Source organism: Candidatus Epulonipiscium viviparus (genome assembly GCF_000171335.1).
Classification (GTDB): domain Bacteria; phylum Bacillota; class Clostridia; order Lachnospirales; family Cellulosilyticaceae; genus Epulonipiscioides; species Epulonipiscioides viviparus.
The window spans coordinates 1-13,481 of sequence record NZ_ABEQ01000034.3 but is presented as its reverse complement, the minus strand read 5'-3'; the positions used below and the strand labels follow the sequence as shown (position 1 = coordinate 13,481).

General features: G+C 36.5%; 13 protein-coding genes. 6 read left to right on the top strand and 7 right to left on the bottom strand.

Translation table 11 applies throughout. The annotated features are described in order from the left end of the window. Window positions 1–4 precede the first annotated feature (4 nt). The 5 genes from larC2 to EPU_RS06245 all read left to right on the top strand — a co-directional run bounded on the left by larC2 (window position 5) and on the right by EPU_RS06245 (window position 5,488). Window positions 5–421: a nickel pincer cofactor biosynthesis protein LarC2 gene (larC2, locus tag EPU_RS14405; protein ID WP_010167732.1), complete on the top strand. Its 417-nt coding sequence runs from the start codon at window positions 5–7 to the stop codon at window positions 419–421. Window positions 422–585: 164 nt separating this feature from the next. Then, complete coding sequence (locus EPU_RS06260; protein ID WP_010167731.1) at window positions 586–1,407, top strand: PilZ domain-containing protein; 822 nt, start codon at window positions 586–588, stop codon at window positions 1,405–1,407. 15 nt (window positions 1,408–1,422) lie between these two features. After that, window positions 1,423–2,454, top strand: coding sequence for an HD-GYP domain-containing protein (locus EPU_RS06255; RefSeq protein WP_010167729.1), 1,032 nt, complete (start codon window positions 1,423–1,425; stop codon window positions 2,452–2,454). A 195-nt stretch (window positions 2,455–2,649) separates the two neighbouring features. Next, window positions 2,650–4,740, top strand: a complete 2,091-nt coding sequence (locus EPU_RS12700; RefSeq protein WP_010167727.1) for a putative bifunctional diguanylate cyclase/phosphodiesterase — start codon at window positions 2,650–2,652, stop codon at window positions 4,738–4,740. A gap of 73 nt (window positions 4,741–4,813) precedes the next feature. Continuing rightward, window positions 4,814–5,488: a PilZ domain-containing protein gene (locus EPU_RS06245; RefSeq protein ID WP_010167725.1), complete on the top strand. Its 675-nt coding sequence runs from the start codon at window positions 4,814–4,816 to the stop codon at window positions 5,486–5,488. A gap of 138 nt (window positions 5,489–5,626) precedes the next feature. Here the strand turns inward: EPU_RS06245 and EPU_RS06240 are convergent, their stop codons facing one another. Both EPU_RS06240 and EPU_RS06235 read right to left on the bottom strand, forming a co-directional pair. Next, on the bottom strand, window positions 5,627–6,370 hold the full coding sequence (locus EPU_RS06240; protein WP_010167722.1) for a hypothetical protein: 744 nt from the start codon (window positions 6,368–6,370) through the stop codon (window positions 5,627–5,629). 68 nt (window positions 6,371–6,438) lie between these two features. Then, entirely contained in the window at window positions 6,439–7,110 is a 672-nt protein-coding gene (locus tag EPU_RS06235; protein ID WP_010167720.1) for an N-acetylmuramoyl-L-alanine amidase family protein, read from the bottom strand. 226 nt (window positions 7,111–7,336) lie between these two features. Here EPU_RS06235 and EPU_RS06230 point away from each other — a divergent pair, with 226 nt between their 5' ends. Continuing rightward, window positions 7,337–7,981 carry a YczE/YyaS/YitT family protein gene (locus EPU_RS06230; protein WP_010167718.1) on the top strand — a complete coding sequence of 215 codons (645 nt, stop codon included), beginning with the start codon at window positions 7,337–7,339 and terminating at the stop codon, window positions 7,979–7,981. Between the two features lie 5 nt (window positions 7,982–7,986). Here the strand turns inward: EPU_RS06230 and EPU_RS06225 are convergent, their stop codons facing one another. From EPU_RS06225 to EPU_RS06205, 5 genes are all read right to left on the bottom strand, one after another. After that, window positions 7,987–9,150, bottom strand: a complete 1,164-nt coding sequence (locus EPU_RS06225; protein ID WP_029488132.1) for an MFS transporter — start codon at window positions 9,148–9,150, stop codon at window positions 7,987–7,989. Window positions 9,151–9,226: 76 nt separating this feature from the next. After that, a complete protein-coding gene (locus EPU_RS06220) occupies window positions 9,227–10,237 on the bottom strand; it encodes an aldo/keto reductase (protein WP_010167716.1) in 1,011 nt (336 codons plus the stop codon). A gap of 30 nt (window positions 10,238–10,267) precedes the next feature. Continuing rightward, window positions 10,268–11,314 carry an alcohol dehydrogenase catalytic domain-containing protein gene (locus EPU_RS06215; protein ID WP_029488131.1) on the bottom strand — a complete coding sequence of 349 codons (1,047 nt, stop codon included), beginning with the start codon at window positions 11,312–11,314 and terminating at the stop codon, window positions 10,268–10,270. Window positions 11,315–11,334: 20 nt separating this feature from the next. Further along, window positions 11,335–12,846 carry a xylulokinase gene (locus EPU_RS06210; RefSeq protein WP_029488130.1) on the bottom strand — a complete coding sequence of 504 codons (1,512 nt, stop codon included), beginning with the start codon at window positions 12,844–12,846 and terminating at the stop codon, window positions 11,335–11,337. A gap of 30 nt (window positions 12,847–12,876) precedes the next feature. Then, window positions 12,877–13,481: class II fructose-bisphosphate aldolase (locus EPU_RS06205; protein WP_010167713.1), on the bottom strand; the 605-nt coding region annotated here is incomplete at its 5' end.

Below are 13,481 nucleotides of genomic sequence, written 5' to 3'. Positions count from 1 at the left end.
ATGGATGCTAGAAACAAATATAGATGATAGCACGAGTGAAAATCTCGGCTTTGTTCTTGAACAATTGTTTGAACTAGGAATTAATGATGCATATTTTACGTCTATACAAATGAAAAAAAATAGACCAGCTATAAAACTTAGTGTCCTTTGTAAACTTGAAAAGATAGAGCAAGTCGAGAATTTTGTGTTTAAACATTTATCAACAATAGGCATTAGAAAATATAAAGTTGATAGAACCATTTTGAAAAGAGAAATAAAGAAGGTGAAGTCAAGTTTTGGTAGATGTAGAGTTAAAGTTGTGACGCACCAAAATGAGACATATGTATACCCCGAATATGAAGATGTTAAAAAAATTTCACTAAAGTATGATCTTTCTTTTAACGAAGTATATAATAGAATAAAAAATGAAATAAAAATATAATAAAAAAAGTACAATGAACTCTGGTATGAATATGTGCTGGAGTTAGCCTTTTTGGATATATTTAAAAAATAATTGGAAAAATATAGACGTTTTTTTGAAAAATGTGATATAATTAAAGAAAAAAATATATAATTATATTAATAACAATGAAAGGAAGTGTCTATATGATAAAAACATCGCCTGCATCAGAAGTAAAGAAAAAAAAACAAGAACAAATGCAAATTCAAGAAAAAATCAGTAAGTTAAGAATACAAAAAATGCGACAAGAACAAATTAAAGATAGTATACAAGAATGGAAAGATGTAATTACATCAAGTACTAAAGTAAAATTAGAAATTTCAGACAGCAAGGTGAGTTATGTATCAACTATATCTTCCTGGGAAGAAAAGCAAATAATTATTGCATTGCCACAAGAAAAACCATTAGATACTAATCATATGTATGYTATTCAATTTAAAGTTGGAGAGTCGTTGTTATTAGCTAATGTGAATGCAACAAATAAAATTTTAAAATACCCAAATGTATTTTATGTATTAGAACTAATTTCGCCCATACATAAAAAACAATCTAGAGAACATTTTAGATTAGAAGCAAAAATTGAACTAATGATATATTTGCCAGAACCCGATATTAGAGATGAATATTTTGAAGAATCGGAGCTGATGTTGAGCGTTATGACAATGGATATATCGGCCGGAGGAGTTAAATTTGCAACTAATAAAATAATAGAAGATGATACAATAATCGATATAGATTTTATATTATTAAATAATCAATACCATTTAAAAGGAAGGGTTTTAACTCACTTTGAAGAAAGTAAAGAAAAAGATACTGTATATAGAGTAGCATTTATTAATGTAGAATATCGTAAACAAGAAAAGTTAATATATGATATTTTATTGTATCAACGACAGACCTTAAGTAAAACTGCTAGAAATGATAATAAATTATCGAAATCTCAAGTTAAAAGTAAATTTAAAAGATAATAAAGGAGAGAGATTATGAGAAGCGTACCAACTATAAGGTTAAAAGAAGATAGTGAGCTAGCATTAGATGTATTGGGTGAAACAGGTGAAATGATATTTCCTCGCGGGACTAGGCTTACTAAAGCACAGTTAGGAAAATTGAAGGACGAAAAAGTAGCGTCTGTCTATATTACAGATGAATATTGTTTTACAGCGGCTAATCCTAAGTATATTGCTGATTCTGGGCATATGATGAACAAAATTGCAACGCTCAAAAAAATGATTGCGATTACAGCTGTTGGACTAGCTACTAATGAAGCTTTGATTGGAACAATAGAACTTGTTAATGAGATTGTGCAATACTACTATACAAATAGGAATGAATTGGATATAGTATATGAGGATGCAAAAATAGAAGGAAACGCAACAGAAGAAAAAATAGTGTATATCGCTATGATAAGTACTTTGTTTGCGCTAAAATTAGGACTAAACCCGAGAGCAACTGCGGCGGTGTGTTTGGCGGCATTGCTAAAAGATGTTTCGCTTGTAACGCCGAATATTAAGTGGATTAGTGGAGAAAATAATAAACATCATCCCAAAAAATCGTATGAGTATTTAAAAGAAAAATACAATCTTCCTGAGGATGTTTTGGGTATAATATTGGCTCACGAAGAATTATATGATGGCTCTGGATATCCAAACCGGTTGAAGGGTGAAACTATTCCAAAAGGAGCTCGAATTATTTCCATAATAGAATCGTATTACAATATAAAGCAGCAACTAAAAGAACATTGCTTAACTTTGGAAGCCGATTTTGTTAAGAAGACATTGTCATTAGATCCACATTATTTGGAAATCTTTAGAGAAAATACCAATGTATATGAACCAGACACTTTGGTGGAGCTAACCAATGGAGACATTGCAGTTGTAACAGAAGAAAGTTCTGTAAATATTTTTCAGCCTAATGTGAGAATAGTTAAAAGTGTAAATTACCCAAAAGACTCAGAGATATGTCTAGCAAAAATGTTTAATGTTAATATACAAAAAATTGTATTTTATGTAGAGTAAGTTATTTCTTTAAATTATACTGTTCAAACTTTAAGTGGATAGTTTGTTGACACAGATTTTTCGAGTAATGAAAAGAAGTTTACAGAAAGCTCTTTATGAGGTATACTAACATGAGCTGATATTGAGGATTAAAAACAGTAGAACAAATTTCCCTTAATTTACTAATTATAAATAAGATTTTAAAGGAGGAGCCAGATGCCTGAACAATATAATAATGGGACATTAGAAGAAGTAATGATATTGAAAATTGATTACAATGGTACAATTGTTGCAGCGAATGAATATGCTCAAAAACGATTAGGGTTGAACGACAAAGAGGACCGATTTCGAGATATAATCTTGTATAAAAACGTGGAGAGTGTAGATACTGTTTGGAAAAAGATAAGAGATACAAACAACAAGAGTAGTATAGATATGACATTTAAATCAAGAGATGAAGAACTAATCTATACTGTATGTACAGTTGAAAAAAATACAAATAAACAAGAAATAGAATTATCAGCTATAGATATTAAAAAATATGATCTAATTCAGAAAAATAATAGATATACAAAAAAATTACATTCAAATGTATCTGATTTAGAGAAAGCMTTGAATAAAAAATACCGAGAATTAAGTACAGCCATAGAAATAGAAAATTTTTATATCGAAGATGACACTCCAACTGTATTGTACAAGTTAAACATAAAAACAGGTGCGATAGAAAAGTCTCAAGCCTCTACAAAAATTCGTGAATTATTAAATCAAAATGCATTTTTTTTAGAAAATCACAAGAATATTGATATTTACTCTTATTCCAAAATATGTAGTTATCATGAAGAGGCTCTAAAAACTAATAAATTTGAATATAGTATGGAAATTCGATATAACCATTCGGTTCGTGGAAATATTTGGATATATTTGATGGTAAAATACTTTAGACCTGCAAATAGTGATCTGATGAACATTCTTGTAACAATGGTTGATATAAATGAAGAAAAAAATAGTGAAGAACAGTCTATGAGCTTGCTATATGATCCAGTGACAGGAAGTCCGAATAAAAATTTCTTCATTAGATATTTCAATGAGCACAAAGATACCAAGTTAGCGTTTATTTATTTAGATGCAGATAATTTTAAATCGATAAATGATTCATTTGGGAGAGCTTTTGGTGATGCCGTTCTAAATGAAATAATAAAGAGAGTTAATGGTATAAAACATGATAAATTTATTATAGGTAGATGTTTTGCAGATGAATTTTTAATAGTAATAGAAGATTTTGAAGATGAAAATGAAATCAACGATTTTATGATGGTTCTGTCACAAATATTTGATGAGCCATTTACTAATTCGGGAGTAAGCTTTGGTGTATCTTATAGTGCGGGAATCTCTGTTTATCCAAAAGATGGGAAAAATTTTGAAGATATATTAAATAATGCTGATATTGCTATGCATCGAGTAAAAGCAGAAGGCAAGCGTAACTTTGTTTTTTATAACCCATCGTTTAAACAAACAGTACTTGAAAAAATGTATATGGAAAGTGATCTTAGAGAAGGTATAAAAAATAACGAATTTTCTTTGTATTATCAGCCTCAGGTAGACATGCTAACAAATAAAGTGCGTGGATTTGAAGCTTTAATTAGATGGCTTAAGCCAGATGGAAGAATTATTCCGCCATTTAAATTTATTACAAGTGCAGAAGAAACAGGGCTTATGATTCCTATGGGAGCTTGGATTATTGAAGAAGCTTGTAAATTTATTAATAAATTAAGAGATGCGGGATATGAAAACGTTCATGTTGCCGTTAATATTTCTGCTGTGCAAATTACTCAAAAGAGCTTTGTTCCAGAATTGCGTGAAATAGTAGAGCGGACTAAAGTGAATACCAAGCAACTGCATATAGAAATTACAGAGACTATATTGATGAAAGATATAAAAACTAATACTGCAAAGATTAGAAAATTGCAAGACATGGGGATTATAATCGCTTTGGATGATTTTGGAACGGGATATTCGTCTTTAACTTATCTCAAGCAGCTGCCAATTGATGTGTTAAAAATTGAAAAAAGTTTTGTAGATGATATTGGTACCGGAAGAAAAAATCTTGTAGGACCAATAATAAATTTGGGACATGAATTGGATCTGGAGGTTGTGGCAGAAGGAGTAGAAGAGCGTGAGCAGTTAGATTATTTGCTATCTTATAATTGCGATATACTGCAAGGATATATTGTTAGCAAACCAATGCCAGAAGATGAAGTTATGGCGTTTTTGGAAAGTGAATATGCGCCAGAAAAAACTAAGAAATAAAAAATAGCGTAGTGAATAGTGCAGTGCACTGTTCGACTACCTACAAAATAATACTAAAAGGGGGAATTTTGTAATGAAAAATTATACAGAAAATGAAATTGAAAAAAGTATTTATACGTATCAGTCTGTAATCTTATTAGATCCCAATATGCGTATAAAATTAATTGATGAGAACACTACTTATGGTGTTAAACTTGCAAACTGGCAAGAAAGCAATTTGCTGCTAGAACTTCGTCAAACCAATATCAATCTTAACTTGTCTAAAAAGCATACTATTAATATGCTAACAAGCCATTCTACTTTTGTTGCAAATGTTTCGATTGTAAAAAAGATTCCGCAAGACAAATCTACTTTTTATATGGCACAAATTATTTCGCCTATTCATCAAAAAAGACAGAGAAACCATTTTAGGCAAGAGGCAACGGTACCGGTAACATTGATTGTTATTGCAGAAAAAAATTCTAAGGTTAAGCCGCCACCACCAATCAAAGGTATTACTATTGATATCTCTGCAGGTGGATTGAAGTTTACTAGTATAACAAAAATTGTTCCTCCATTAAATGTATACATAAACTTTAGTTTTCATAATCTGCGTCTTACTCTAAAGGGRAGAATTTTGGAACACTTCGAGGAAGTTGATACACATCAATTTATATATAGAGTTGCGTTTAAAGATATTGATACAGAAACACAGCAGAAATTAGAGAAAAATATTTTGGAATATGGCTCATCAAGGCGTTATAAGTGAAACTATTGCTATGTCATAAGAGCTATACACATACAAAGAACTGTTTTATAGTTTTGCCGCAACGTTTTTACTTGCTGCAAAAACAACAAGGAGCAGTTTATTCCTTGCATTTGCAGCAAATATAAATTTGTTTATAACTTAATTTTGCATGATATAATTGATAAATGTTTTTGCAGCATCCATTCTTTCACTGTTTGCAACCACTCCTATAATCATATCATCATGGATAAAATTATAACTATCGAGGTATACTGAATCTTGTGGAATAGTTAGTCCGATCGGAATCGGATTTTCCATAGTTTCTGGTTTGGTAGGGTCGATTTTAGCCATTTCTTCGTCGGGCATGCTTGCTGCCACGTCTGGATTTTCCAATAAATATTGATCGACATAGAATAAGTTATCTTTGTATTGCTCCATCTCTTGGGCACTAAATATAGTATTGAGATCTATATACATACCTGTTCCGATCATTGTGAGATATGTAAATGTGTCTGCAGCAAATGCGTCGATAGCCCTTGATGCTATTAGTCCAATTAATTTTTGCTGCGCTGCTACATAGTTCATATCTTGATGCTCGTGGTCCAAAAGCGTTGTAGCATCAAAATCGAAGTCATATTCGTCTGTTGATAATCCAAAATATTCCGCAATATCAGAAACAAATTGATCTGTTACATCTTCGGTTTCAAAAGCATTTATCATTGTTACATTAACCGCGACGGGAAGTTGTGTAACAAAATTGTAGATTAAGCTTCCAAATATCCAAACTACAGCAACTGTAGTGAGTACATGAACTTTGTAGTAATACCAGTAATAATCTACTTTTACTTTAAAAGGAGCAGTTTTGATTTGTGCTCGTGCTTCTTTAAACTCATCCATTACCATGATAACACCTCATCTTTTCTTTTGTTCTTATTATATCAAAAACGTTTATAAAAATCTAGAATCTCGTTTTATTTGTTAATTATTCGTAATAATGATGTTGCGAGTTGAGCCCAGGTTACATTAGAATCGGGGTTGTATTTTGTTGGAATGATTCCTAATTCAAAAAGTCTATTGATTGCTTCCTGTCCCATAGTCTCTGTCTCTATTTTAAGATTGAGATATTCTGCAACTCCATTATATATGCTGATTGCTATTTTATCTAAAAAAGCATCGTTTGATAAAAGTGCTTCTTCTTCTGGATTGGATACAAATCCTATCTCAACTAAAATGGCAGGCATCTTGGTTTCTCGCAATACCGAAAAATTGCCAACTTTAACCCCTCTGTCGTTAAATCCTGTTGCCGCTATAAGATGTTTTTGAACATCTTGTGCAAGTGGATAGCTTTTGCCTACTTTAGAATAGACATAAGTTTCGACACCTCTTGCAGTGTTGTTAGTTGCTGAATTTGCGTGTACGCTGATAAAATATTCTGCTCCTTTGTTGTTTGCCAATGTGCTTCTTTCCATTAATGTAAGATACGTATCACTGTTTCTTGTTAGCAATGCTTCGATACCGGCCAAAGCTAAAAGTTCGGCAAGTTTTCTTGCTACTTTTAATACGATATTCTTTTCATATAGACCGCTATGCCCAACGGCGCCAGAGTCGTTTCCTCCATGCCCCGCGTCTACTACTATTAACATAATGATTCACCCTCCTATACTTTTTAATATATAGTATGCGTAATGGGACAAAATTGTTAATAAAAATTGAAAATATTTTGCTGTTAGCGATAAATATAGTCGCAGAATATATAATATGAAGTATAAGAGTAAAGTTGTATAATTTGGTTTTGCGATAATTGTTAGTTGACTTATTTAGCGAGGTATAGTAGTATTTATGAATAAAATATTACGAAGGGTGTGGAGTATGGATAAGAAAGCTAAAAGAATTGGGATGTCTGTATTTGGAATAGTTTTAGTGGGAGTTGCAGTGGGAATGTTTAAGAGGGCGGCATTTGGAATAGATCCATACCAGACTTTTATGTCGGGGCTTAACGCTATCATTCCAATAAGTTTTGGAACATTGTTTACCTTAGTAAGTGTCGTATTTTTTGTCTTTGTTGCTGTTGTTGACAGGCGATATATAGGCATCACAACTTTTGTAAATTGGTTTTTGCTAGGATACATAATCGAATTTAGTCATGCTGCGCTATTGAGTGCTTTTCCGGAAATGAGTGTATTGGCAAGAGTTATATTATTGGTGGCTGCTATAGTTTTGCTCTGCTTTGCAACGTCGTTTTACTTTGTGTCAAATCTTGGTGTTTCTGTATATGATGCTACAGCGTTGATCATGGCAAACAAATGGAAGCTGATGCCTTTTAAATATTGCAGAATAGCAACGGATTTGGTATGCGTAATGGTTGGGCTTGCGTGCTTTGCTATTGCTAATCAATCGTGGTCCCAAATCTTAGGCGCGGTGAACGTAGGAACGGTTATTACGGCATTTTGTATGGGACCGTTGGTCGACTTCTTTGTTAAAACTTGTGCGAAGCCATTTTTAGAGCGAAAGTAAAGATCTTATGATCTAGCGATTTTCTTATTGAACATTACAGTGGTTGTAATAAGAAGAATAGCCAACGCGGCTGTATAAATTGGATAAAGCTCCACTCCAATTTCGGTTGCTAAAACTCCAAACAGAGCTGGCATCAAGAGTAACCCTGTATATGCTCCGGCCATTTCTAATCCGATAATTGCTTGAGAATATTGCGCTCCAAAGTTGTCTGGTGTAGAGTGAATTATAGAAGGATAGATAGGTGCGCATCCTAAGCCGATCAGCAGTAGACCAGCAAGTGTCGTTGCATTAAAGAATAGCATAACGCAGCCAAGGGCAATGACAGATTCTCCCAATAGGATCATTTTTTGGTCGCCAAATTTATTTGCTATAAAGCCGCTAGCAAATCGTCCTGCAGTAATCCCGATAAAAAAGTATGATGTAAATCGGGCTGCGACGTCGGCATCGATGCCTTTGGCATAAACAAAGTAACTGCTAGCCCATGCACCCACTGTTGCCTCGATTGCGCAATAACAAAAGAAATTCATAAGGATTAATTTGACACCTTTGATTTGTAATAACTGACTAATCTTAAATGATTCTCTATTTTCTGTGGCTGATGCGACAGCGCCATTTCTCGTAGCCACTTTTTTAAATAGCGGCATGGCGGTTAACACGACAAAAAGTATGGCTACTTGTAATGCGGCAACTGTGGCATAGCCTTGTCGATAGTCAGATGTATTGGCAAGCGAAATACTCATTATGTATGGACTAATAGATACTCCAACTCCCCAAAAGCAGTGTAGCCAACTCATATGGGAAGATTTATAATGTAAGGCAACAAAGTTGTTAACTGCAGCGTCGATGGCACCTGCTGCTAACCCATAAGGTAGTGAAATTAGACATAGCACCCAAAACGAGTCGACAACCGCATAGGCCGCAATCGATATTGCAGAAAGTAACACGCTTGCTGCAACAACACGTCCTACACCAAATTTATTTGTGAGCCAGTCGGAATATAAGCTAGATATTATGGTGCCAAATGATGTRATGACACTGAGTATGCTCATATATGATATTAAGACATCGAAATTCAGTTGCATTATTGGCCAAGCCGTTCCAAGAAGCGAATCTGGCAGCCCTAGACTTATAAATACCAAATAYARAATTGCTAATAACGAAAAATACATGTGCTCCTCCTTAATTTGTACATAAAAAATAACCTTCTAGCTAGATTATTCCGGCACAGAAGGTTATATTACAAAATTATTTAACAATTACTCCGTCGAGATCCCAAAGGTCTTCCCAATCATTTGCGCCTTCCCAAAGGAATACTTGCCCCTTAATAAGACGATTGTTTTTGTCTAGGCCTTCGATAGTTTTCATTTCTGCTTCTGTGAGCGGATCTTCGGTGATACATTTTAGGTTGCTAGTGTAGAATGCTTCTTCTGTTGCAAAAGGAATAGGCACTTGCCCACGTTGCGCAGCCCATTTTAAACACACTACAGCTGGGTGGATGTTGTGAGCCTTTGCGATTGCTTGGATTTCTGGCTCGTTGATGTCTGTAATGTCTGTTGCAGTGGTATCTCTTTCCGGACGCTCTGGAGATCCGATAGGGCAAAATGCAATTGGAAGAATATCTTGCCCTCTGAGATAGTTGAACAAAGCTGGCTGCGGGAAGCATGGGTGCAGCTCCATCTCGATTGCTACTGGCTTGATTCTACACAAAGGCAATACTGCTTTGAGTTTAGGAATTGTCATGTTACTCATACCAATAGATTTTACAAGACCCATATCCACTAATTTTTCACATTGCTGCCAGGTTTTCATAAATTCCTCGACGCTAAACGGTTTTGAATCTGGGTTTCTAGAGTCTACATCGCAACCAGGCGCGTGATAGTTAGGGAAAGGCCAGTGGATAAAGAATAAGTCGATATACTCAAGCTGTAAGTCTTTTAGACTCTTGGCGCAAGAAAYTAAAACATCGCCCGCACCGTGCATGTCATTCCAAACTTTGCTTGTGATAAATAGATCTTTGCGTCGAACAAGGCCCTCTTCTATTGCTTCGGTGAAAACTTTGCCAATTTCAGCCTCGTTATGATAGCAAGCAGCACAGTCGAAAAGTCTGTATCCAACCTTGATTGCGCCTTTAACTGCAGCAGATACTTGCTCGCTGTTATATCTATCTGAGCCAAATGTCCCCATTCCAATTGCCGGGATTTCTAATCCGTTGTTTAAAGTTCTCTTTGGTATAAGATTTTGTGAAATTACTTCCATTCTTATTAACTCTCCTTTAATTTTAATTTTTTAGTCGTTGATTAACAATACTTTGCCCTTAACTCTTCCGGGCTCTTTAAAAAGCATAAACGCTTCTTGGGCCAAAGACATCGGCATTTTTTCTGCAATAAAAGCAGGGTCAAATTTGAGCTGGCCAGTCTTAAAGTAATGGGCGGTTAAATCCCATTCTTTTCCAGGATATGGTGCGCTATATGACATCCAAGAGCCTGTAAGCTTAAATTCTTTGCGGTTCATATTTTCCCACATTTTAGGAGTGAATGTCAAATCCACATGTGGAGTACCTATAAAACAAACGTTTGCTTTGTTACTAGCAAGTTCGAATGCTAAATGCATTGTTGTAGTTTGCCCGGCAGTTTCAAAAACATACTTAAAGCCCTTGCCATCCGTAAATTCAGAAACGTCGTCCATAAATCCTTCTTTGAGAGTGTTGAAAGTTTTTGTAGCGCCCATCCTCTTGGCAAGTGCAAGCCTCTCGTCGCTTATATCAAATACTACAACTTCTGCAGCACCAAAGATTTTTGCCCATTGCATAGTGAAAATGCCGATGGTYCCGCCGCCGAGTATGGCAACCTTGGCTCCGCCTTGATAATCGTTTAAAAACAGCCCATGCAAAGCAACAGTKGACGGCTCAAACATTGCCCCTTGTTCGTATGGAATACTCGAGTCAAATGGTACAGCRTTTCGCTCGGGGATTACGACATACTCTGCGTTGCTTCCCTGCTCTCGAGAGCCGATAAAACTATATTTCTTGCAAAGTGAGTAGTTGCCTTGCTGGCAGTCTTCGCAGGATAGGCAGGGCAAGAGTGGTGCGCCAGAAACTCGGTCGCCAACCTTAACTTTGCTAACGCCTTCTCCTATTTCCACAACATCTCCCGAAAATTCATGCCCCAAAACGATAGGATAGAAATGAACCCCATTGTGAAGTACACGAGGAATGTCCGATCCGCATATGCCAGATGCCTTAATTTTAATTTTAACCATACCAGCCGATACTTCTGGTTCTGGATAATCTAGATACTCAACAACTTCATTTGCAGTAACGACAGCTGCTTTCATATTAACACCCTTTCTTATCATCAATTCTCTTGCGGTTGCATCATGTCTTCTAATAGATCATACAACTTGAGATATTTTTTATAGCCCTGCCCATAGGTTAGCTGGTTATCTTTGTTAGCAGTATGCATCCTCTTAATTGTGACACATCTTCGCACTGCATCTTCAAAACTATCATAGATACCAACTCCGACTCCAGCCAAAATAGCAGCGCCAAGAGGAGTCGCCTCATCTGATGCGGGCACAATGATGTCCTTGCCGGTTACATCCGATTTGATTTGTGTCCACAGTAGCGAGTTTGCAGAGCCACCGGTGGCAACGAGTTCTTTAACCGATGCGCCCGCGTCTTTTGCAATGTCGAGATTATGCTTTAGCGAATATGCGACACCCTCCATAGAAGAGCGAACCATATGCCCTCTTGTTTTGCTAAAGTCTAGACCGTAGTATACACCTTTTGCGTATGGATTCCAAATGGGTGAACGCTCGCCTGCCATATAAGGGAGAAAGGTTACGCCATCTGATCCAGCTGGAACTGCTGCAGCAATTTCGTTGAGATAGTCAAAYGAACTAAGCCCGCGTTCTTTTGCAGTGCCACGGTCACCCAACTCTCGCTCCACCCATCGCATAACTCCGCCACCACCAGTTGTGCCGCCTTGCAATAACCATTTGCCTGGTACGACGTGATTGCTCATGATCAGCCTTGGRTCTGCTTTATACGTATCAATACATATGCTCATCCCGCCAGCTTGCCCACCTTGCTCTTGGGTTTGGCCATTGTGAATAACCCCAACTCCAAGCGTGGCACAAGCAGCATCTAGTCCGCCTGCAACAACTTTGGTGCCCTCTAACAATCCAGATTTTTCAGCTGCAGTTTTGTTAATAGACCCAACAATGTCACTGCACTCATATATTTTAGGAAGGATAGATGCTTTAATACCAAGTTGAGCACACATATCTTGATCCCACGTGCCCTCTTTCATGTCGTAACAATGAATGCCATAGCCTTGCGATTTGTCTTGAGAAAATTCTCCGGTGAGCTTATATACGATATAACTGTTAGATTGTAATATAGCAAAAATGCGTTCATAAACCGCGGGATGATGCAATTTATAATAAATAATTTTGCCGGTTGTGTAAGTTGGTTGTAATGAATTTCCCGAAAGCTCAAATATGCGTTGCGGCCCCAATTGATTTGTGAGGATTTTACATATATCGGAGCTTCGCGTATCCATCCATATAGGGTTATTTACCAAAACATTTCCATCTACATCAACAGCAATAGCAGACCAGCTTTGCCCGGCAACTCCCACGCCTGCAATTTGTTCAGGATTGATATTTGCCTTTTGGATGCATAGCTTTGAAGCCTCGCAAACGGCGTTCCACCACTCTTCGGGGTTTTGCTCAACAAAGCCTTCTTGAGGATAATAGGTGTGGTACTCTCCATTTGTCTGGGCCACAACTTCTCCCTTTGTATCAAAAATCGCTACCTTACAAGAACTCGTTCCAATGTCCATACCCATCAGATATTTATCCAACGTTCTCTCCCCTTTCACATTACAAGAAAACTATTTACAGCATTTAGAATTTTGCGCTTTGCCAACGCATCCACACACTTCCATCTTTGCTTTAACAAGATCGCTAACTTTTTTCATYCCGGCTTCGCCAAATTTTTTGGGGTCAAAAGTATCTGGAGCCACTTTTAATAGTTCTTTTACACCATCGGTATAAGCAACTCTAAGGTCTGTGGCAAAATTTACTTTGCATATCCCGCGCCTAATGCAGTCTGCAACATCTGCATCAGAAACGCCAGATGCCCCGTGCAGCACCAATGGTATAGAAACCAATTTTTTTATCTCATCAAGTCGTGCTTTGTCTAGCTTTGGATCGCCAACATAAAATCCGTGAGCGGTTCCAATTGCAACGGCCAACGAATCGACACCAGTGCGCTCTACAAATTCTTTTGCTTCTTGAGGATCGGTATTTGTATCAACTTCAACTTCTAAGTCATCTTCTTTGCCGCCCACTTTGCCTAGCTCGGCTTCGACAGCAATGTTGTTGGGGCGAGCAACTGCAACGACTGCCTTTGATACTGCTATATTGTCTTCAAAGCTTTCGTGAGAGCCGTCGATCATAATAGAAGTGTAGCCTTCTTTGATGCCCTGAACAGCAA